Source organism: Agromyces selenitireducens, from assembly GCF_052748465.2.
Map to the genome: position 1 here is coordinate 1,169,147 of NZ_CM188259.1, position 20,016 is coordinate 1,189,162.

At 72.4% G+C, this 20,016-nt stretch carries 19 protein-coding genes; 10 read left to right on the top strand and 9 right to left on the bottom strand.

Features of this window, described 5'->3' with window-relative positions:
* Positions 1-80: 80 nt before the first annotated feature.
* Positions 81-1,055, bottom strand: a complete 975-nt coding sequence (locus ACULK4_RS05460; RefSeq protein WP_445965668.1) for a metallophosphoesterase — start codon at positions 1,053-1,055, stop codon at positions 81-83.
* Positions 1,055-3,643 (bottom strand): transglycosylase domain-containing protein, encoded by a 2,589-nt coding sequence (locus ACULK4_RS05465; protein ID WP_445965667.1) that lies wholly within the window; start codon positions 3,641-3,643, stop codon positions 1,055-1,057. The genes ACULK4_RS05460 and ACULK4_RS05465 overlap by 1 nt, the downstream gene beginning before the upstream one ends.
* A gap of 131 nt (positions 3,644-3,774) precedes the next feature.
* Here ACULK4_RS05465 and sp36 point away from each other — a divergent pair, with 131 nt between their 5' ends.
* On the top strand, positions 3,775-4,002 hold the full coding sequence (sp36, locus tag ACULK4_RS05470) for a Sp36 family protein (RefSeq protein WP_445965666.1): 228 nt from the start codon (positions 3,775-3,777) through the stop codon (positions 4,000-4,002).
* The gene (locus tag ACULK4_RS05475) at positions 4,002-4,493 is read left to right on the top strand and encodes a RidA family protein (protein WP_445965665.1); all 492 of its coding nucleotides are present in this window, start codon (positions 4,002-4,004) and stop codon (positions 4,491-4,493) included. The genes sp36 and ACULK4_RS05475 overlap by 1 nt, the downstream gene beginning before the upstream one ends.
* 163 nt (positions 4,494-4,656) lie before the next feature.
* Here ACULK4_RS05475 and acs read toward each other — a convergent pair whose 3' ends face one another.
* Entirely contained in the window at positions 4,657-6,612 is a 1,956-nt protein-coding gene (gene acs / locus ACULK4_RS05480) for an acetate--CoA ligase (RefSeq protein WP_445965664.1), read from the bottom strand.
* Positions 6,613-7,147: 535 nt separating this feature from the next.
* Here acs and ACULK4_RS05485 point away from each other — a divergent pair.
* The 5 genes from ACULK4_RS05485 to ACULK4_RS05505 all read left to right on the top strand — a co-directional run bounded on the left by ACULK4_RS05485 (position 7,148) and on the right by ACULK4_RS05505 (position 10,393).
* On the top strand, positions 7,148-8,296 hold the full coding sequence (locus tag ACULK4_RS05485) for a TadA family conjugal transfer-associated ATPase (protein WP_445965663.1): 1,149 nt from the start codon (positions 7,148-7,150) through the stop codon (positions 8,294-8,296).
* Positions 8,290-9,345: a type II secretion system F family protein gene (locus tag ACULK4_RS05490; RefSeq protein WP_445965662.1), complete on the top strand. Its 1,056-nt coding sequence runs from the start codon at positions 8,290-8,292 to the stop codon at positions 9,343-9,345. Before ACULK4_RS05485 ends, ACULK4_RS05490 begins: the two co-directional genes overlap by 7 nt.
* Positions 9,346-9,463: 118 nt before the next feature.
* Positions 9,464-9,649 carry a DUF4244 domain-containing protein gene (locus ACULK4_RS05495; RefSeq protein ID WP_445965933.1) on the top strand — a complete coding sequence of 62 codons (186 nt, stop codon included), beginning with the start codon at positions 9,464-9,466 and terminating at the stop codon, positions 9,647-9,649.
* A 16-nt stretch (positions 9,650-9,665) separates the two neighbouring features.
* Positions 9,666-9,974 carry a TadE family type IV pilus minor pilin gene (locus ACULK4_RS05500; protein ID WP_445965661.1) on the top strand — a complete coding sequence of 103 codons (309 nt, stop codon included), beginning with the start codon at positions 9,666-9,668 and terminating at the stop codon, positions 9,972-9,974.
* A gap of 62 nt (positions 9,975-10,036) precedes the next feature.
* Positions 10,037-10,393, top strand: coding sequence for an Rv3654c family TadE-like protein (locus ACULK4_RS05505; protein ID WP_445965660.1), 357 nt, complete (start codon positions 10,037-10,039; stop codon positions 10,391-10,393).
* A 21-nt stretch (positions 10,394-10,414) separates the two neighbouring features.
* On the opposite strand, the gene ACULK4_RS05510 is transcribed toward ACULK4_RS05505, so the two are convergent.
* Genes ACULK4_RS05510 through acsA form a run of 5 tightly spaced genes read right to left on the bottom strand, consistent with a single transcriptional unit; the run spans position 10,415 to position 16,085 of the window.
* Positions 10,415-10,657 carry an acyl carrier protein gene (locus ACULK4_RS05510; protein ID WP_445965659.1) on the bottom strand — a complete coding sequence of 81 codons (243 nt, stop codon included), beginning with the start codon at positions 10,655-10,657 and terminating at the stop codon, positions 10,415-10,417.
* Positions 10,654-12,270 (bottom strand): dihydrolipoamide acetyltransferase family protein, encoded by a 1,617-nt coding sequence (locus ACULK4_RS05515; RefSeq protein WP_445965658.1) that lies wholly within the window; start codon positions 12,268-12,270, stop codon positions 10,654-10,656. The genes ACULK4_RS05510 and ACULK4_RS05515 overlap by 4 nt, the downstream gene beginning before the upstream one ends.
* The gene (locus tag ACULK4_RS05520; RefSeq protein ID WP_445965657.1) at positions 12,263-13,243 is read right to left on the bottom strand and encodes an alpha-ketoacid dehydrogenase subunit beta; all 981 of its coding nucleotides are present in this window, start codon (positions 13,241-13,243) and stop codon (positions 12,263-12,265) included. The genes ACULK4_RS05515 and ACULK4_RS05520 overlap by 8 nt, the downstream gene beginning before the upstream one ends.
* Positions 13,240-14,277, bottom strand: coding sequence for a pyruvate dehydrogenase (acetyl-transferring) E1 component subunit alpha (pdhA, locus tag ACULK4_RS05525; RefSeq protein WP_445965656.1), 1,038 nt, complete (start codon positions 14,275-14,277; stop codon positions 13,240-13,242). Before pdhA ends, ACULK4_RS05520 begins: the two co-directional genes overlap by 4 nt.
* A complete protein-coding gene (gene acsA / locus ACULK4_RS05530; protein ID WP_445965655.1) occupies positions 14,274-16,085 on the bottom strand; it encodes an acetate--CoA ligase in 1,812 nt (603 codons plus the stop codon). Before acsA ends, pdhA begins: the two co-directional genes overlap by 4 nt.
* A 332-nt stretch (positions 16,086-16,417) precedes the next feature.
* On the opposite strand from acsA, the gene ACULK4_RS05535 reads away from it, so the two are divergent.
* The 3 genes from ACULK4_RS05535 to prpB all read left to right on the top strand — a co-directional run bounded on the left by ACULK4_RS05535 (position 16,418) and on the right by prpB (position 19,618).
* Positions 16,418-17,077 (top strand): GntR family transcriptional regulator, encoded by a 660-nt coding sequence (locus ACULK4_RS05535; RefSeq protein WP_445965654.1) that lies wholly within the window; start codon positions 16,418-16,420, stop codon positions 17,075-17,077.
* Positions 17,078-17,171: 94 nt separating this feature from the next.
* The gene (locus ACULK4_RS05540) at positions 17,172-18,710 is read left to right on the top strand and encodes an MmgE/PrpD family protein (protein WP_445965653.1); all 1,539 of its coding nucleotides are present in this window, start codon (positions 17,172-17,174) and stop codon (positions 18,708-18,710) included.
* A gap of 8 nt (positions 18,711-18,718) precedes the next feature.
* Positions 18,719-19,618, top strand: a complete 900-nt coding sequence (prpB, locus tag ACULK4_RS05545) for a methylisocitrate lyase (RefSeq protein ID WP_445965652.1) — start codon at positions 18,719-18,721, stop codon at positions 19,616-19,618.
* A gap of 73 nt (positions 19,619-19,691) precedes the next feature.
* On the opposite strand, the gene ACULK4_RS05550 is transcribed toward prpB, so the two are convergent.
* On the bottom strand, positions 19,692-19,925 hold the full coding sequence (locus tag ACULK4_RS05550) for a hypothetical protein (RefSeq protein WP_445965651.1): 234 nt from the start codon (positions 19,923-19,925) through the stop codon (positions 19,692-19,694).
* Positions 19,926-20,016: the final 91 nt, after the last annotated feature.

A 20,016-nucleotide genomic window follows, 5' to 3' on the forward strand; every position in this document is an offset into this window, starting at 1 on the left:
AGGCCTCAACAAGCATAGCCGAGAAAACGAGCGCTCCCGACCACGCCGGGTCGTCGTCGTCGACGCCGTAGTCGTCGCCGTCAGCCCACGGGGACGAGTGTCAGCAGCGTCGCCTCCGGCGGGCACGCGAACCGGACCGGCGCGTAGATCGACGTGCCGAGGCCCGCCGACACGTTCAGGTAGGCCGAGCGGAGGCCGTGCCGCCACACGCTGAGGCCGCTCGCCTGCTCGCGAGGGATGTCGCAGTTCGTGACGAGCGCGCCGAACCCGGGCAGGCACACCTGCCCGCCGTGCGTGTGGCCCGCGAGGAGCAGTTGGGCGCCGTGGTTCACGAACGAGTTGAGCACCCGGCGGTACGGGGCGTGGGAGACGCCGATCGTGACCGTCGCACGGCGTTCGAGCGCGCTCCCGCGGTCGGGCCACATGTCGTCGCCGAACGGGTCTTCGGCGCGCAGGTCGTCGATGGCCGCGGCCACACGGTCGAGCCGGTCGAAGCCGCGATGGGGGTCGTCGACGCCGAAGAACTCAAGGTGCGTGCCGCGAACCTCGAGCGATGTCGCCGCATTGTCGAGGTCGGTCCAGCCGAGGTCCGCGAAGAAGCCGTGCAGCTCGGCGATGTCGAGGTGCTCGGCCTGCGAGGCCGGACCCGACGGTCCGCCGAAGTAGCTGAGCGGGTTCTTGATCACCGGTCCGAAGTAGTCGTTCGAGCCGTTGACGAACACGCCCGGGATGCCGCGGAAGGGCGCCAGCGCGTGCCGCACGCCCTCGATGCCTCGGCGATGCCCGAGGTTGTCGCCGGTGTCGACGACGAGATCGGGCCGCAGGGTCGCCAGCGACCGCACCCACTCCTGCTTGTCGCGCTGCCACGGTGCCATGTGCAGGTCGGAGAGGTGCAGCACGCGGATCGGCTCGGCTCCCGCGGGCAGCACGGGAACCTGGACCTGCCGCAGCGTGAAGCGACGGCGTTCGACGAGCGAGCCCCACGCGAACGCGGCAGCGCCCGCCGCGCCGATCGCGATGGCGATCCGCGCGACCGGCGTCAAGGACCGCGTCATCAGCCGTCGTCGGAGTTGTTGCCGGGTCCGTCGGGAAGGTCCGGACCCCCGCCCTGCAGCCTGCCGATCACGATGGTGACCTTGTCGCCGGGCTTGGCGTTGCCGCTCGGATCCTGCGAGAGGACGATGCCGTCCTGCGAGGGGTCGTTGACGTCTTCCTGCTTGCGGTCGACCCGGAAGCCGGCGCCGCTCAGGGTCGCCTCGGCCTCATCGGCCGACATTCCTACGACGTTCGGCACGCTCGCCACGTTGCCGCGGCTGACCTGCAGCGAGACGATCGCGCCGCGACCGGCGGTGCCCGACGGCGACTGAGCGCCGATCGTGCCGGCCGGCTGGCCAGAGTCGACCTCGCCGTCCATCCGCCAACCGAAGCCGGCGGACTCGAGCGCCTGCTGCGCGGCCTCGGGGGAGAGGCCGAGCACGTCGGGCACGGCGACCTGCGGGGCGTTCAGCAGCGAACCCTTGACCTCCGGGAACGCGTCGCCGCCGTACTTGGCGTTCGCCGCCGACATCACGCGCGGCCAGATCTGGTGGCGCAGCTGCGCCGCCTGGCCGGCGTCGAAGTACGTGTCGCGCAGATTCACGTGCCCCGTGACGTTGAACACGCCGACGACCGTCGAGACCTTGGTCGAGGCGCCGCTCATCCACGTCGCCTCGGAGTTGTCGGTCGTGCCGGTCTTGCCGATCATGGGCACCCACGGGTCGGTGCGGTAGCTCGACGCGCTGCCCGTACCGTCGCTCATCACCTTCTGCATCGCGTAGGCCGTGCCCGCCGCGACATCCGGAGTCAGCGCCTGCGTGCACTCGGACTTCGGCGCCTCGATCGGCTGACCCTTGGCGTCGGTCATGCTGTCGATCGCGATGGGGGAGCAGGCCACGCCGTTGCCGGCGATGCCCGCGAAGGCCGTGGCCATCGACAGCGGGGCGACCTCGTTCGTGCCGAGGACCGCGGACGGGAACTGCGACAGCGGCTGGTGGTCGGCGCGGTGCACGCCGAGCGACTCGGCGGTCTTCGCGATGCCGCACAGGTCGAGTTCCTTGGCCATCGCGACGAAGCCGGAGTTGTACGAGTTCACGGTGTTCTGCACGGCCGACCAGTAGCCGCCCTGCTCGCCGCCGTCGTTCCTCGGGTTCCAGCCGTCGCCGGACATGGTTCCCTCGCAGCTGTTGGTGAACTGGCCCCAGTTGTCGCGGCGACGTGCGTCGACCGCCTCGTTGAGGGCGTGCCCCTCCTTCAGCCACTCGGCCAGGGTGAACACCTTGTACGTCGACCCGGGCTGGAAGCCGCTCGAGCCGCCGTAGTCGATGTCCGCGTTGTAGTTCACGGCCGTGTAGTTGCTGCCGCCGGCCAGTACGTCGGGGTCGTTGGCGTAGTCCTTGTTCTGGGCCATCGCGAGGATCCGGCCCGTGCCGACCTCGACGCTCACCACCGTGCTGCCGATGTCGACGCCCTCGGCCGTCTTCGGGACGTTGTCGGCCAGGGCCTGGATCGCCGCGTCCTGGACGGTGAGGTCGATCGTGGTGTAGATGTCGAGCCCGCCCTTCTGGAGGAGCTCGCGGCCCTCGTTGACGTCGGGCGTGTCGGCGTCGTCGAACTTGTTCTTGATCTCCCACGAGACGTAGTCGCAGAAGAACGCGTGGCCCTGGGCCGACATGCAGCCGGTGCTCGGCTCGGTGATCACGGGAGCGACCGGCTCCGCGACCGCGGCGTCGTGCTCCTCCTGCGTGATCTTCTTCTCCTTCAGCATCTCGCCGAGGATGTAGTCGCGTCGGTCCTTGTTCGCCGCGTACGGCACCGCGTTGCCCGCGGCATCCACCGAGTTCACGCCGTTCGACTCGCTCTCGGGGTAGTCGAGGCGGAACTTCTCGGGGTGGTTCACGATCGCGATGAGACTCGCGGCCTGGGCCAGCGTGAGGTCCTTCGCGTTCGTGCCGAAGTAGTACTGCGCCGCGGCCTGCACACCGTAGACGCGCCCGCCGAAGTGGGCGATGTTCAGGTAGCCGAGGAGGATCTCGTCCTTCGAGTACTTCTTCTCGAGGGTGATCGCGTACCGGATCTCCTTGAGCTTGCGCTCGGCGCTGACCTCGGTCGCCTGGTCGTAGGCGGCCTGCTTCTCCTCTTCGGTCGTCGCCTCGGACACGCCGTTGTTGATGAGCACGTTCTTGACGTACTGCTGCGTGATCGAGGAACCGCCCTGCGTGTCGCCCCCGATGACCGTCTTCAGGGCGCCGCGCACGGTGCCCTGGATGTCGACTCCGCCGTGGTCGTAGAAGCGCGGGTCCTCACCCGCGATCGCCGCGTCCTTGAGGTACTGCGAGATGTACTCCCACGCCACCTCCTCGCGGTTCTCGTCGAAGAACGACGCGATCGGGGCCCACGTGTCGTCGCCCTTCTTGGCGTAGACCGTGGACTTCTCGGACAGGTCGCCGATCTCGAGGTACCCGGGGAGGTTCTCGAACATCGTGATGCTGTTGTTCGCGGCCATGCCCGTGACGGCGAGCGCGGGAGTGACGGCGGCCGTGACCAGCACGCCCGCCAGAGCGCTCATGCCGACGAAGCCGAGGATTCCCCCGGCGGCATCGCTCATCGTACGTTTTTGGGCAGACATAGAGTGGAGCCTAACTGAGGAAGGCTGGCAAAACCCGGCATGCCGCACGGCGACCGCGCCGTCGGCTCGAACCTCAGGATAGCCGCACGTTCCGTCATCGAGGAGTCGCCATGCCCGCTTGGGAGTACATCACCACCCCGCTGTTGATCCACAACACCGCCGCCATCCTCAACAACTGGGGCACCGAGGGCTGGGAGCTCGTGCAGGTCGTGCAGGGGCCCGAGGGCGGCCTCGTCGCCTACCTGAAGCGGCCGGTCGGCGATGACAGCTCCGCCGCGGCATCCGCCGGCCAGGCCGCCGCCGCGCAGGCCGCCAAGCAGTTCGAGGGGAACGCCTGATGGGCGCCGCGTCGGCGTCCGCGTCGTCGGCCGAGGCCCGACTCGCCGAGCTCGGCATCGAGCTGCCCGAGGTCGCCCCGCCCGTCGCCGCCTACGTGCCCGCCGTGGTCACGGGCTCGTACGTGTACACGTCAGGCCAGCTGCCGTTCGTGGCGGGTGCGCTGCCGGCCACCGGCAAGGTGGGCGACGGACCGGGGCTCGTGGCTGCCGGTGACGCGAAGGAGTACGCGCGGCTGTGCGCGCTCAACGCGCTGGCCGCGGTGCGCGCCGAGCTCGGGTCGCTCGACCGGGTGGTGCGGGTCGTGAAGCTCGTGGGCTTCGTGTCATCCGACCCCGCCTTCACCGGTCAGCCGGGCGTCGTCAACGGCGCGTCCGAGGTGATCGGCGAGGTCTTCGGCGATGCCGGCCGTCACGCGCGCTCGGCCGTCGGCGTCGCGGTGCTGCCGCTCGACGCGCCCGTCGAGGTCGAGCTCGTCGTCGAATTCGCGTGACCCCCGGCTGGCATCACCGCGACCGCTTTCTCGTGGGGCTGGTGCTCCCTGATCGTCCTGCGTATCGCGGGGTTTCCTGTACACCCCGCGAGGCGGGCGCAGAGGCAGCGAGCGGATGCCGCGGCGGGAGCTCCCGCGCGGCATCCGCCCTTCGAGTGAGGGCTCAGCGCACCTGCGCGCTGATCACCTGCATGATCGACGTGTCGGCGAGCGTCGTGGTGTCGCCGATCTCGCGGCCCTCCGCGAGGTCGCGGAGGAGGCGCCGCATGATCTTGCCCGAGCGCGTCTTGGGCAGCTCGTTCACGATGAACACCTGGCGCGGACGGGCGATGGCGCCGATCTGCGTCGCGACGTGCTTGCGGAGCACCTCGCTGATGTCCTCGAGGGTGGAGACGGCGTCGGCCTGGCTCTGTTTGAGGATCACGAACGCGACGACCGCCTGGCCCGTGGTCTCGTCGGACGCGCCGACGACGGCCGCCTCGGCGGTCCACGGGTGGGCGACGAGCGACGACTCGATCTCGGCGGTCGACAGGCGGTGGCCCGAGACGTTCATCACGTCGTCGACGCGGCCGAGCAGCCAGAAGTCGCCGTCCTCGTCGCGGCGGGCGCCGTCGCCGGCGAAGTACTTGTCGCCGAACTTCTCCCAGTAGGTCTCCTTGAACCGCTCCGGGTCGCCCCAGATGCCGCGCAGCATCGACGGCCACGGTTCGGTGACGACGAGCAGCCCGCCGCCCTCGCCCTCGATGTGCGTGCCGTCGTCGTCGAGGATGCCGATCGACACGCCCGGGACCGGCACCTGCGCCGCGCCGGGCTTCAGGTCGGTGACGCCGGGCAGCGCCGAGATCATGATCGCGCCGGTCTCGGTCTGCCACCACGTGTCGACGACGGGGATCGAGCCGCCGCCGATGACGTGGCGGTACCAGATCCACGCCTCGGGGTTGATGGGCTCGCCGACCGAGCCGAGCAGGCGCAGCGACCGCAGGTTGAACTCGTGCGGGATCTGCCGGCCGAGCTTCATGAACGAGCGGATGGCGGTCGGCGCGGTGTACAGGATCGTGACGCCGTACTTCTCGACGATCTCCCACCAGCGGCCGGGGTGGGGCGTGTCGGGCGTGCCCTCGTAGATGACCTGTGTGGCGCCGTTGGCGAGCGGGCCGTACACCACGTAGGAGTGCCCGGTGATCCAGCCGACGTCGGCCGTGCACCAGTACACGTCGCGCTCGGGGTGCAGGTCGAACACGTTCCTGTGGGTGAAGGCCGTCTGCGTCAGGTAGCCGCCCGACGTGTGCAGGATGCCCTTGGGCTTGCCGGTCGTTCCGGACGTGTAGAGGATGAACAGCGGGTGCTCGGCGTCGAACGCCTTCGCCTCGTGCTCGTTCGACGCGTTCGCGACGGCCTCGTGCCACCACAGGTCGCGGTCGGCGTTCCAGGCGATCTCGTTCTCGCCGCGCTTGACGACGAGCACGTTCCGCACCGTGCCGCCCTCGGCCTTGCCGAGCGCCTCGTCGACCACCGGCTTGAGCGGGAACACGCGGCCCTTGCGGAAGCCGCCATCCGCGGTGATGACGACGGATGCCTCGGCGTCGTCGATGCGCGACGCCAGGCTGTCGGCGCTGAACCCGCCGAAGACGACCGAGTGGATGGCGCCGATGCGAGCGCAGGCGAGCATCGCCACCACGGCCTCGGGGATCATCGGCAGGTAGATGGCGACGCGATCATGCTCGCCGATGCCGAGGTCGGCGAGCGCGTTGGCGGCGCGCTTGACCTCGTCGGTGAGCTCGGCGTAGGTGATGGCGCGCGAGTCGCCGGGCTCGCCCTCCCAGAGGAGGGCGACGCGGTCGCCTAGGCCGGCCTCGACGTGGCGGTCGAGGCAGTTGACGGCGACGTTGAGTTCGCCGTCGTCGAACCACTTCGCGAACGGCGGGTTCGACCAGTCGAGGGTGCGGCTGAAGGGCTTCTCCCACTGGAGAAGGGTGCGGGCCTGGTCGGCCCAGAAGCCGAGCCGGTCGGCTCGGGCGGCTTCGTAGAGGCTCTCGTCGGCGACGGCCTGGGCGGCGAACTCGGGGCTCGGGCGGAAGCGCCGGATCTCCTCGAGCGCGTGATCGATCTGCGCGTTCATAGTGGTGCGATCGCTCCTTCGCGAATGGATCTTCAAGGTGGGTCGCCTGCCCCACACAGCACCATACCGCCCGCAAGAGGGGTGTCGTGTCGCGTGACAGGGCTCCGGCGGCGTACGATGAAGGCCGTCCCTGGGTGGATGCGACGGGGTGTCGGTCGCCACCTGATACGGATTCAGTGCAATTTCCGGTGCTTCGCCTTCGGTTTCGTGGGCTTCCGACGAGCCGGATGGAGGATCTCGCAGAGAATTCTGTGTGTCCCCACAAATGAGGACAAAAAGTACTTGCGTATGGACTGTCAGCCCATACACTGGGTACGCCCGAACGTCGTTTCGAGGCCTGCAGCACAGGTGATTCCCCCCAATCCCTTGCTGCCGAGGCGGCACCTGTTCCCCCCAATGGGTGCCGCCCCCTTCTTTTAACCGGGCGTCCTCGCCCCGAACGAGTCCTCCTCCACAACGGGGTGGGGGAGGATTCGTCGTGTCTCGGGCGGCCCCGTCGCCGATCGGGCGCTCCGCCGCACCTAGCGTCGTCGGCATGCCCAGCCCGTTCGTCGCCATCCCGTCGTGGGAGTCCGCGCCCGAGGCGCCTGTCGACGCCGACGACGGCCGCGACGTGCCGAGCTCGGCGCGTTCCGTGCCCGTCGACGCCGGCGGTCAGGGCGACCCGGCCGGCTCGGTCCGGGCGACCGGCCCCGGCGGCCCGGGTGGCTCGGCCGAATCGTCGGACTCGGCCGGCGAGGGTCGATCCTCCGGCGTCACCGCGGAGGAGCTCGACGCGCTCGGTCCGCTCGCCGGATTCGCCGGCGACGGACCCGTCACCGACCTGTTCGTCAACGGCGAACGCGGTCTCTGGATCGATCGCGGCGCGGGACCGGAGCGCGAGCCCCGGTGGGCGGCGAGCGAGAGCGAGGTCCGGGCGCTCGCGGTCCGGCTCATCGCCCGCGGCGGCCGCCATGTCGACGAGGCGACCCCGGCGGTCGACGTGCGGCTCGGTCGCGGCATCCGGGTCCATGCGGTGCTGCCGCCGCTGTCGTCGAGCGGCACGCTCATCTCGGTTCGCGTGCCGAGGGTCGCGGGGTTCTCGCTCTCGGCGCTCGCGAGGGCGGGGATGCTCGAACCCGCGCAGGAGGAGGTGCTCCGCCGAGCGGTCGCGGAACGCCGCAACGTCCTGGTGACGGGCGCGGGCGGCACCGGCAAGACCACGCTGCTCGGCGCCATGCTCGCCGAGGCGCCGCACCGCGAGCGGATCGTGCTGCTCGAGGATGTCGCGGAACTCCGGCTCGACCATCCGCACGTCGTGGCGCTCGAGGCCCGCCAGGCGAACCTCGAGGGGACCGGACGCATCGGCCTCGACGTGCTGCTGCGCGAGGCGCTCCGCATGCGGCCGGACCGGCTCGTCGTGGGGGAGTGCCGCGGTCCCGAACTGCGCGAACTGCTCGCCGCACTGAACACCGGGCACGACGGAGGTGCCGGCACCCTGCACGCCAACTCGCTCGACGACGTCCCCGCCCGGCTCGAGGCGCTGGGCGCGACGGGCGGCATGACGGCCGCCGCCGTCACCCGGCAGGCCGTGAGCGCGTTCGACCTCGTCGTGCACCTCGAACGGCACCGGGGCCGGCGGCGGGTTGCGCAGGTGGGCCGGCTGCGCCTCCGGGACGACCGGCTCGAGGTGCAGCCGTGCTGAGGTCGCACCGCTCCGTCGGCACGCCCGCACCTCCGCGGCGCGGTCGCGTGCCCGGGCTCGTCGCTCGCGTGATCGCACGACGGCGCACCGACCCGGCGGCGTCGATCGACCGGGTGGCAGCCGTCGCCGAGCGGCTCGCGTCATTGCTCGGCGCGGGCCTCGCGCCCGCGGCGGCCTGGCGCAACGTCGGGATCGACGGACGGCTCGTCAGGGGCCGTCCACCGGGGGTCGCCGCGGGCGCTTCGGCCGACGACGCGGTGCTCGCGTCCGCGGCCGACGCGGCGGTCGAGGGCGCCGACGTCGCCGCAGCGATCGAGCGCGCGACCCGCGTGCGGCCCGACGCCTCGCCGGCGTGGTCGATCCTGGCGGCGGCGTGGTCGGTGGCCGACGTCGCGGGATCCCCGCTGGCCGCCTGCCTGACCGTCCTGGCGGGCTCGTTGCGCGATGAGGCGCAGCTGCGTCGCGACGCCCGGGCCGCGCTCGCCGGTCCCGCCGCGAGCAGCCGGCTCGTCGCCGCCCTTCCCGTGATCGCACTGCTCTTCGGTGCGACGCTGGGCTTCGACACGGTCGGGGTCCTGCTCGGCAATCCGTTCGGCCTCGGCTGCCTGGTCGCCGGTTCCGTCCTGCTGTGGGCGGGCGCCAGGTGGAACCGCTCGCTCATCGCCCGGGCGGCGGTCGCGCGGCCCGCACCCGGACTCGAGCTCGACCTCCTCGCAGTGGCGCTCGCGAGCGGCGCATCGCTCGACCGGGCCGACGACATCGTACGCGCGGCGCTGCGCACGCACCTGCCCGAGCTCGCGGGCACCGCGGCGGCCGCACCCGTGCTCGCCCTCGCCGAGCGCGCCGGCGCGCCCGTCGCCGACCTGCTCCGCGCCGAGGCCGCACGCGTGCGCGGAACGGCTCGCGCCGACGGTGCCGTCCGCGCCGCGACGCTCGGCGTGCGCCTCATGATCCCGCTCGGATGCTGCGTACTTCCCGCCTTCGTGCTCCTCGGCGTCGCGCCGCTCCTGATCTCCGTCGTCACCGGCACCCTCGGCGGTCCCGCATGACGCCCACCCGACTCGTGCCGTCACGCCGCACCCGCGGCCCGAAGAGAGGAATCCCATGCACGCTGCCCCAGCCCCCGACCACGGCGACGCCGCCGGCGAGCCCACGCCGCGTCCGACCATGCCCGACGGCGTCCGTCGGCTCCTGCGCCGCCTCGCCGGCGAGCGCGGCGCTGCGACCGCCGAGTACGCCGTCGCGACGATGGCCGCCGTCGGCTTCGCCGGGCTGCTCGTCGTCATCCTCCGCGGCGACGAGGTGCGCGGCATCCTCACCGACCTCGTGCGGAATGCGCTCACGGTGGGGTGACGGCGAACGGGGCAGCGTGACGGCCGAGTTCGCCGTCGCGCTGCCCGCGATCGCCCTGGTCCTCGCCCTGTCGATCGCATCGGTGCACGTCGCCGCCGTGCAGGTGCGCCTGGCGGATGCCGCGGCCGACGCCGCTCGTTCGCTCGGCCGCGGAGACGCCGTGGGCGAGGCCGCGGCGATCGCGGCGCGCAACGCACCCGGTGCGCGGCTGTCGACCAGCACGGACGAGCAGTTCGCGTGCGCGACGCTCACCGGCGGTGCCGGCGGACTCCTCGCGGCGCTCGAGCTGCGGGCCACGTCGTGCGCGCTCCGGGGCGGTCTGTGACCGCGCGGGCTCGGTGCCGACGTGACGGGCGGGCTCGGCGCCGAGGTGACGGGCGGCAGACGGTGGTCCGCGAGCGGGCCCCGGCCGAGGAGGGCGCGGCGACGGTCCTCGCACTCGCGATCGTCGGCGCCGTGGTCGCGCTCGCCGCGGGCTTCGCAGCGGTCCTCGCCGGTTCGGTGGCGTCCCAGTTCGCGGCGAACGCGGCCGACGCGGCGGCGCTCGCCGCCGCGGATGCCGTCGCGGGCGTCGTCCCGGCAGACCCGTGCGCCCTCGCCGCTATCGCCGCCGAACGCAACGGCGCGCGGCTCGTCGCGTGCGAGGTCGCGGGCCCCGCGGCATCCGTCACCGTTGCGGTGGCCGCTCCGTTCGCCGAGGCGATCGCGCAGGCCCGGGCCGGACCGCCGGGCTGGAACGGCTGAGGCGCGGCGGGGCGCCTCCGGTCAGCCGTGTGCGGCGACGTAGTCGACGAGCGACTGCACGGTCGTGAGGCCGGGGTAGTCGTCTTCCGAGGCCGTGACGCCTGTCGTGCCGGCGAGGGTCTCGAGCAGGCGGAGGAAATCGAGGGAGTCGAGCTCGAGGTCCTGCCGGAGGCGCTCCGAGCCCTCCAACTCCTCGGTCTCGACGTCGGGGGCGACCTCGTTCAGGGCCGCGAGCACCGCCGAGCGGGCATCGGTCTCGTTCACAGTTCCTCCGGCTCCTGCAGCAGTTCGTCGATGCGGGCGAGGAATCGCCCGCCCCGTAGGCCGTCGCTCACGCGGTGGTCGGCCGAGAGGGTCGCCGTGACGAGCGGGTGCACGCCCAGCATCCCGTCGCGCGCCCAGGGCTGCTCGGTGATGCGACCGAAGCCGACGAGCGCGACCTGCGGCGCGTAGATCACCCCGAACACGGACTCCACCCCGAGGTCGCCGAGGTTCGTGACGGTGATCGTCGGATCGGCCATCTCGGCGCGTTGCAGCCTTCCCGATCGGGCGCGGGCGACGAGGTCCCGCAGGGCGGCCATGAGCTCGTCGAGCGGCATCGAGTCGGCGTCGCGGATGCCCGGCGCCACGAGTCCGCCGCCGCGGAGCGCGACCGCCACGCCGAGATGCACCGCCGTGCTCGGCCGGAACGCGCCGTCGACGTACAGGCCGTTCACGTCGGGCACGTCGCGGGCGGCGCGCGCCGTCGCGGCGAGCAGAAGCGCCGCGGGGACGAGTCGATCCGAGATCGGGCGCTCGGCGTTGGCCTCGCGCATCCAGTCGAGCGCGCGGCCCATGTCGATCGTCGTGCTGAGGTAGTAATGCGGCACCTCGCGCTTCGATCGCGCCATGAGCGCGCCGATCGCCCGGCGGAGACCCGCGACGCGCTCCGCCGCCTCCGCGCGGGCCGGCCGGCGCGCACGACCGGAGACGGGTCGGTCGGCTTCCTCGGATTCCGGACCGCCGGCCGGCGCCTCGCCCGGAGCCCCAGCCGCCGGACCGCCGGCCGGAGTCCCAGCCGGCGCTTCGCCCGGAGCCACGATGTGCCCCTCGCGTCCGGGCGCCGGGGGTGCGGCTGCGGCACGCACGTCCGCCTCGGTCACCGCGCCGTCCGGCCCAGTGCCGCGGAGTCCGGCCAGGTCGACGCCGAGCTCGCCGGCCAGGCGGCGTGCGCGCGGCGACGAGCGCACACGCCCGGCCGCCTGATCGGCCGCCGCGGGCCGCGTCGGCCGTTCCATTTCCGATGCCGCCTCGGCCGCCTTGGCCGCCGCTGCCGCCGGTGGCGCCGTCGCGCCCGAGGCCGCCGCGGACGGAGCCCGGGCGGCCGCCTCCACGTCGGCGCGCGTCACCGAACCGTGGCGTCCGGTGCCGGTGAGCCGGTCGACGTCCACGCCGAGCTGCTGGGCCAGGTGCCGGATGGGTGGGGTCAGGCGGCCGCCGTCCGCGTGGGCCGGGACCGGGGCTCTGTCGGCCCCGGCGGAGGCTGCCCCGGCGGAGGCTGCCCCGGCGGAGGCTGTCCCGGCGGAGGCTGCCTCGGCGGAGGCCGGCAGGGCGGGCGGCGGCGGCGCGGCATCCGTCGGCGCAGGCCCCGGTACGTCGGCCGGCGTGCCCGTGACCCGCGCGATCGGGGTGCCCACCGGCACGGTCTCGCCGAGCTCGACGAGGTACTCGGCGACGACGCCCTCCTCGAAGGACTCGATCTCCATGACGGTCTTCTCGGTGTCGACGGCGGCGACGAGATCACCGCGATGCACGTACTCGCCGGGCTCCACGAGCCACTCGACGACCTTGCCGTGCTCCATGTCGGCGCCGAGCGAGGGCATGAGCAGCTCAGGCACGCGCGCCCACCGCCTCGCGGGCCGCCGCGACCACGCCGTCGACCGACGGCAGCGCCGCCTCCTCGAGGTGCTTCGCGTACGGCACGGGCACCTCGGCACTGCAGACCCGGCCGACCGGCGCGTCGAGATCGTAGAACGCCGACTCGGTGATCCGTGCGCTGATCTCGGCGGAGATGCCGCCGCTGCGCCATCCCTCGTCGACCACGACGGCGCGATGCGTCTTCGCCACGGTCGCGAGGATCGACTCGTGGTCGAGCGGCCGCAGCGTGCGCAGGTCGAGCACCTCCGCGTCGATGCCCTCGCCCGCGAGCGCGTCGGCCGCATCGAGCACCGTGGGCAGGGTGCCGCCGTAGGTGATGAGCGACACGTCGCCGCCCGCGCGCCGCACGGCGGCGCGGTCGATGTCGACGGGCCCCGCGTCATCCGCCAGCTCGCCGTCGACGTTGTAGAGGGAGCCGTGCTCGAAGACCAGCACCGGGTCGGGATCCTCGAGCGCGGTCCACAGCATGCCGCGCGCATCCTCGAGCGTTGCCGGGGTGAGGATCCGGAGCCCGGGGATGTGCGCGAGCCAGCCCTCGAGGCTGTGCGAGTGCTGCGCGGCGAGCTGCCGGCCGCCGCCCGTCGTCATCCGGATCACGATCGGCACGTTGAACTGCCCGCCCGACATGTGCAGCAGCGTCGCGGCGTTGTTCACGATCTGGTCGAGCGCGAGCAGGCTGAAGTTGACCGTCATGATCTCGACGATCGGGCGCATGCCGCCGAGCGCCGCGCCGATCCCGGCGCCGACGAAGCCGGCCTCCGACAGGGGCGTGTCGCGGATGCGTCCGGGGCCGAATTCCTCCAGCAGCCCGAGGCTGACGGCGAACCCGCCCCCATAGCGGCCGACGTCCTCGCCCATCAGGAACACGCGTTCGTCGCGACGGAGCGCGTCGCGCATCGCCGCGCGCATCGCCTCGCGGTACGTGGTCCTCATCGCGGCATCCGTTCGTCGCTGCGGGGGGCGTCGCGGTCGGCGTCGCGTTCGCTGTACACGAAGCGCCCGAGGTCGCCGACGGGCTCGAGCGTGCCCGCCTCGGCGAATGCGACCGCGGCGTCCACCTCGTCGTCGGCCTCGCGGTCGAGGTCGGCCCAGCCCTCGGCGGTCAGGTGACCGGCCGCCTCGAGCTCCGAGCGGAGCAGCTCGATCGGGTCGCGCTCGATCCATTGCTGGACCTCGGCCTTGTCGCGATAGCGCTCGGGGTCGAACATCGAGTGGGCGCGGAACCGGTACGTGCGGAACTCCAGGAAGTGCGGTCCGCCGCCCGAGCGCACGGCGTCGACCGCGCGCCGTGCCGACTCCTCGACGGCGAGCACATCCATGCCGTCGACCGCCCACGACGCGATGGCGTACGCCGAGGCCTTCAGCGCCATGTCGGTCTGCGACTCCGACCGCTCGAGCGCCGTGCCCATCGCGTACAGGTTGTTCTCGCAGCAGAACAGGATCGGCAGGTCCCAGAGCGCGGCGAGGTTGAGGCTCTCGTGGAACTCGCCCTCGGCGACGGCCCCCTCGCCGAAGAAGCATGCGGTGACGCAGTCGCGGCCCGCCATGGCATCGGCCAGCGCGAGCCCGACCGCGAGCGGCAGCCCGCCCGCGACGATCGCGTTGCCGCCGAAGAACCGCGTCGGGGCGTCGAAGAGGTGCATCGACCCGCCGCGTCCGCGGCAGCAGCCCTCGGCGCGGCCGTACATCTCCGCCATGATCGCGGTCGCGGGCACGCCGCGCAGCAGCGCGTGCCCGTGCTCGCGATACGTCGCGACGACCGCATCGTCGGCGCCGAGCGCCGACATGACCCCGGCCGCGACGGCCTCCTCGCCGATGTAGACGTGCAGGAACCCGCGGATCCTGGCCGCGCTGTACTGCTCGACGCAGCGCTCCTCGAGCCGGCGCACGCGGAGCATGTCGCGCAGCAGCCCGGTCGCCTTCCCGGGGTCGGCGTCGATGCGATGCGCACGCTCCTCGGGGATCACCGGCCGGCCTCCAGCGTCGACGTGTCGCCCTCGGGCAGGCCCAGCTCCCGGGCCTTCAGCAGGCGGCGGAGGATCTTGCCGCTCCGGGTCTTCGGCAGGGCGGCGGTGAAGTCGAGCAGGCGCGGGGCCACCGCGGGGCCGAGTCGCTTGCGTGCGAAGCCGATGAGCTCGAGGCGAAGGGCGTCGGATGCCTCGTGGCCGGGCTTGAGCTCGACGAACGCCTTCACGACCTCGCCCGCGACCGGATCGGGCACGCCGATCACGGCCGCCTCGGCGACCGCCTCGTGCTCGAGGAGCGTGCTCTCGACCTCGAAGGGGCCGATGAGGTGGCCGGACGACTTGATGACGTCGTCGCCGCGGCCGACGAACCAGAAGTAGCCGTCCGCGTCGCGCCGGGCGAGGTCGCCCGTGAGGTACCACCCGCCGACGAAGCACTTCCGGTACCGCTCCTCCTCGTCGAGGTAGCCGCGGAACATCGAGGGCCATCCGGGGCGGAGGGCGAGCTCGCCCGTGGCATCCGGATCGGTCACCAGGACGACCTCGCCGTCGCGCACGACCGGCGCGCCGTGCTCGTCGCGGGCGACGACGGCGGCCTCGATGCCCGGCAGCGGGCGCCCCATCGACCCGGGGTGGATGTCCATGGCCGGGTAGTTGGAGATCATGATGCCGCCGGTCTCGGTCTGCCACCAGTTGTCGTGCACGGGAAGGTCGAACGCCTCGAGGCCCCAGACGACGACCTCGGGGTTGAGCGGTTCGCCGACGCTCGCGATGAATCGGAGCGACGACAGGTCGTGGGCGGCGGCACGCTCGGCGCCCGCCTTCATCAGCATGCGGAGCGCGGTGGGCGCGGTGTACCAGACCGTCACCCGCTGCTCCTCGAGGATGCGGTACCAGCGTTCGGGGTCCATCTCCTCCTCGTCGACGATGCTCGTCACGCCGTGCACGAGCGGGGCGATGATGCCGTACGACATGCCGGTCACCCAGCCCGGGTCGGCGGTGCACCAGTAGACGTCGTCGGGGTGCAGGTCGAGCGCGAACCGGCCCGTGGCGTAATGCGCGGTGACCGCGTCGTGCACGTGCACGGCGCCCTTCGGGCGCCCCGTGGTGCCGCTCGTGAAGTGCAGCAAGGCCATGTCCTCGGGCCCGGTCGGCGCGGTGGGACCGTACGGAGGCGCCGCGGAGAGGAGTTCCGCGAGGTCGAGCGTGTCGGGCTCGGCCGGGCCGTCGTCGCCGTCGCCGTCGACGAGGAGCACGTGGGCGAGGTCGGGCAGGTCCTCGCGGATCTGCGCGACCTTGCGGTGGTGCAGCGTTCGCGACGTCACGAGCACGCGCCCGCTCCCGATCTCGAGGCGCTGCTCCACGGGCTCCGGGCCGAACGCCGAGAACAGCGGGCAGAACACGGCGCCGTGCTTGAGCGTGCCGAGCACGGCAGCATACAGGTCGGGCGTGCGGCCGAGGAGCGAGAACACGCGCTCGCCGCGCTGCACCCCCAGCGAGCGGAGGACGCTCGCGAACCGGTCGGCACGCTCGGCCAGCTCGGCATAGGTCAGCGAGCGAGTGGTCCCGTCGGCTCGCACGAACCGGAGCGCCTCGCGCCCGGCCTCCGGACCTGCGGCGTGCCGGTCGACCGCCTCGTAGGAGATGTTGACCCCGCCGCCAGGGAGCCCGGCCAGCGCGCGGCGCGCGTCGTCCCAGCTGAAGGCGGCCCGCTCCTCGTCGTAGTCGACGAGGTTCGGCCGCACCCGAAGGGCCGCGGGGTCCTTCGCGATGGTGGGCCGGGCGGTCGTCGACGGCGTCGTCGCGTCCATGGACAGGAGCGTAGGAGGCCTGACGCGCCGCCGGAGGGGTCGTTCGTCCCGCGGGTCCGGGCCGCGGCATCCGCACGCCGGCCCCGGTCCCGGGCCGCCCGCGCTCCCGCCGTGCGCCCGCGAGGACTTCCGGTTCACAGAAACCGCGCGATCTGCAGGAGCCGATCGCGGAATCCGTCCTGTGATTCGCCGATTCTCCTGTCGATCGATGCCGCGGATGCCACGACCGCGCGGTCGTGGTGTATACAGAAAGGGACGATTCCCGCGAGAATTGCGGCAATGGCAGCCTCCGTGTATACATGAAGCGGATGTCACGACGGGGGGAGGGCCGAATGCGAGCTGGTGATCGTGCCTACCGCACCCTCCGCACCGAGATCCTCGACGGCGCGCTCCAGCCGGGCACGGTCCTGCAGGAGGTCGAGCAGTCGAGCCGTCTCGGCGTGAGCCGCACTCCCGTTCGCGAGGCGCTGCGCCAGCTCGCCGCCGATGGACTCGTCGCGGCATCCGGCCGCGGCACCGTCGTCACCGGGGTCTCGCGCGACGACATCGTCTCGCTCTACGAGCTGCGCGAGGCGCTCGAGGCGCGGGCGGCCGCGCTGGCAGCGCAACGGCGGGCGGATGCGCCGTTCCTGGCCGTCCGCGAACGGCTCGAGCATGCACCGCGACTGCTCTCCGAGGGCGAGGAGGGGCTCGCGCAGTACTTCGCGATCGTCGACGACCTCGACACGGCCATCGAGGAGGCCGCCGCGAACCCCTTCCTCGGTGCGGCTCTCCGCAGCGTCCAGCTCCACTCCGCCCGGATCCGCCGGCTCTCGCGGCACAACCCGGAACGCCTGCGCGCCGCGGCCGCCGAGCACCTCCTCATCCTCGACGCGATCCTGGCCCGCGATGCCGAACTCGCCGCGCACGCGACCCACGTGCACCTCCACATGAGCCTCACGAACGCGCTCGCCACCGCGCCGGGGTCCGCAACCGAGGGAGCCGTCGCCTGACGGGCGGTCCGAGCGACCCGCCGACCCGTCGCATCCGACCGGCCCGACATCCCGAACCCGAACCCGAACCCGAACCCGACAGGAGAGGTCCACCGTGCAGTCCCACCACGTGCGCGTCCACCGCAGCGAGGAGAACCTCGCCCGAGAAGACCAGCTCGCCTGGAAGATCGCCGAGGTCGCCGCCGACCCGGTCGAGGTGACCGACGACGTCGCCGAGATGGTCGTGAACCGGGTCATCGACAACGCCGCCGTCGCCGCGGCATCCCTCACCCGACGCCCCGTCGTGTCGGCACGCAGCCAGGCCACTGCCCACCCGGTGTCGATCGGCGGCGAGGGCGCGACCGTGTTCGGTCTCGACGCCGCCCGCCGGACGAGCCCGGAGTGGGCGGCGTGGGCGAACGGGGTCGCGGTGCGCGAGCTCGACTACCACGACACGTTCCTCGCGGCCGACTACTCCCACCCCGGCGACAACATCCCGCCGATCGTCGCGGTCGCCCAGCACCTCGCGGCGGCGCGCGGCCTCACCGGCCGTGAGCTCGTGCGCGGCATCGCCACGGGCTACGAGGTCCAGGTCGACCTCGTGAAGGCCATCTCGCTCCACCGGCACAAAATCGACCACGTCGCCCACCTCGGCCCTGCCGCGGCCGCGGGCATCGGCACCCTGCTCGGGCTCGACGCCACGACGATCTTCCAGTCGATCGGACAGGCCCTGCACACCACGACCGCGACCCGGCAGTCGCGCAAGGGCGAGATCTCCACGTGGAAGGCGCACGCGCCGGCGTTCGCGGGCAAGATGGCCGTCGAGGCGGTCGATCGCGCGATGCGCGGCGAGACCAGCCCGACCCCCATCTACGAAGGCGAGGACGGCGTCATCGCCTGGCTGCTCGAGGGCCCGGATGCCGCGTACGACGTGCCGCTCCCCGAACGCGGCGAGGCGAAGCGCGCCATCCTCGACACCTATACGAAGGAGCACTCGGCCGAGTACCAGGCGCAGGCCTGGATCGACCTCGCCCGGAAGCTCCACCGCGAGCACCCCGAGCTGGTCGCCGAGCCGTCGAGGATCGCGAGCGTCGTGATCCACACGTCGCATCACACGCATTACGTGATCGGCTCGGGCGCGAACGACCCGCAGAAGTACGACCCGACCGCGTCGCGCGAGACGCTCGACCACTCGATCCCGTACATCTTCACGGTCGCACTGCAGGACGGCGCGTGGCACCACGTCGACTCGTACGCGCCCGAGCGTGCGAGCCGCCCCGAGACCGTCGAGCTGTGGCGCAAGGTCGCCACGGTCGAGGACCCGGAGTGGACCCGCCGGTACCACTCGCTCGACATCGCCGAGAAGGCGTTCGGCGGGCGCGTCGTCATCACGCTCGACGACGGCGAGACCGTCACCGACGAGATCGCCGTCGCCGACGCGCACCCGCTCGGCGCACGCCCGTTCGGCCGCGAGCAGTACGTGCAGAAGTTCCGCACGCTCGCCGCCGACGTGCTCGAGTCGGCAGAGATCGATCGCTTCCTCGACCTCGCCCAGCGCCTGCCCGAGCTCGCACCCGACGAGCTCGGCCGGCTCACCATCGTCGCCGCACCCGGCGTGCTCGCCCACGCCGAGGCCCCGCGCGGCATCTTCTAGGAGGACCCATGCTGTACGCCCAGACCAACCCCGCCGACAAGCGCGCGGCGTTCCGCGAGCGCCTCGCGAGCGGCGAGCTGCTGCGCTTCCCCGGCGCGTTCAATCCGCTCTCCGCGAGGCTCATCGAGCGCAAGGGCTTCGAGGGGGTCTACATCTCAGGCGCGGTGCTGTCGGCCGACCTCGGCCTGCCCGACATCGGCCTGACGACGCTCACCGAGGTCGCCGGCCGAGCGAAGCAGATCGCGCGGATGACCGAGCTGCCCGCGATCGTCGACGCCGACACCGGGTTCGGCGAGCCGATGAACGTCGCCCGCACGGTGCAGGAGATGGAGGACGCCGGCCTCGCAGGACTGCACATCGAGGACCAGGTCAACCCCAAGCGGTGCGGCCACCTCGACGGCAAGCAGGTCGTCGACGAGCACACCGCCCTCCAGCGCATCCGCGCCGCGGTCGACGCGCGCCGCGACCCGAACTTCCTGGTCATGGCCCGGACCGACATCCGCGCGGTCGACGGGCTCGACGCCGCGGTCGATCGGGCGAAGCGCCTGGTCGACGCGGGCGCCGACGCGATCTTCCCCGAGGCGATGGCCTCGCTCGAGGAGTTCGCGGCGATCCGCGCCGCGGTCGACGTGCCGCTGCTGGCGAACATGACGGAGTTCGGCAAGAGCGAGCTGTTCACGGTGCGGCAGCTCGCCGACGTGGGCATGAACCTCGTGATCTGGCCGGTCTCGCTGCTGCGCATCGCGATGGGCGCGGCGGGTCGCGGCCTCGACGAACTGGCGGATGCCGGTGCGCTCACTCGCCTGCTGCCCGAGATGCAGCACCGGGCCGACCTCTACGACCTCATCGACTACGAGGGCTACAACCGATTCGACACGTCGATCTTCGACTTCACGGTCGCGCGCTGAGGCGACGGCGGCTCCGGGACCGAACCGGGGCCGGGGCGGCAGGTGACGAGCGCGCCGCCCCGGCCCGCGGGGATCAGTCGAAGACGGTCTCGATGAAGCGGTACTCGACGGCGGTGGGGCGATCGTCGCCGGGAGCGTCGAACTCCAGACCCGCGCCGCGCGAGTACACGTAGCGCTTGTCGGCGTCACCGTGGATCTCGAGACGCGGTTGCGGATCACCTGAGTCGAGGAAGCCGGTCGAGACCGTCTTCCCCTCGAGGGGCCCGTCGATCAGCTTCGCGGTGTAGGTGCCGGATGACGTGTCCATGTCGCCATTGTCCTCCTGTCCTGCACAGCCGCAAGGGCCTTGCGTCCCGCGGGTCGCGACGGTCGCCGTGAGTGCGCTCACGGCCGGAATG

Bases quoted from the DNA above. Each gene is read 5' to 3' on its own strand.
- ACULK4_RS05475 (WP_445965665.1), top strand. From the start codon at position 4,002: ATGGGCGCCGCGTCGGCGTCCGCGTCGTCGGCCGAGGCCCGACTCGCC.
- acs (WP_445965664.1), bottom strand. From the start codon at position 6,612: ATGAACGCGCAGATCGATCACGCGCTCGAGGAGATCCGGCGCTTCCGC.
- ACULK4_RS05485 (WP_445965663.1), top strand. From the start codon at position 7,148: ATGCCCAGCCCGTTCGTCGCCATCCCGTCGTGGGAGTCCGCGCCCGAG.
- prpB (WP_445965652.1), top strand. From the start codon at position 18,719: ATGCTGTACGCCCAGACCAACCCCGCCGACAAGCGCGCGGCGTTCCGC.
- ACULK4_RS05535 (WP_445965654.1), top strand. From the start codon at position 16,418: ATGCGAGCTGGTGATCGTGCCTACCGCACCCTCCGCACCGAGATCCTC.
- ACULK4_RS05550 (WP_445965651.1), bottom strand. From the start codon at position 19,925: ATGGACACGTCATCCGGCACCTACACCGCGAAGCTGATCGACGGGCCC.
- ACULK4_RS05460 (WP_445965668.1), bottom strand. From the start codon at position 1,055: ATGACGCGGTCCTTGACGCCGGTCGCGCGGATCGCCATCGCGATCGGC.
- sp36 (WP_445965666.1), top strand. From the start codon at position 3,775: ATGCCCGCTTGGGAGTACATCACCACCCCGCTGTTGATCCACAACACC.
- acsA (WP_445965655.1), bottom strand. From the start codon at position 16,085: ATGGACGCGACGACGCCGTCGACGACCGCCCGGCCCACCATCGCGAAG.
- ACULK4_RS05520 (WP_445965657.1), bottom strand. From the start codon at position 13,243: ATGAGGACCACGTACCGCGAGGCGATGCGCGCGGCGATGCGCGACGCG.
- ACULK4_RS05495 (WP_445965933.1), top strand. From the start codon at position 9,464: ATGCCCGACGGCGTCCGTCGGCTCCTGCGCCGCCTCGCCGGCGAGCGC.
- ACULK4_RS05465 (WP_445965667.1), bottom strand. From the start codon at position 3,643: ATGAGCGATGCCGCCGGGGGAATCCTCGGCTTCGTCGGCATGAGCGCT.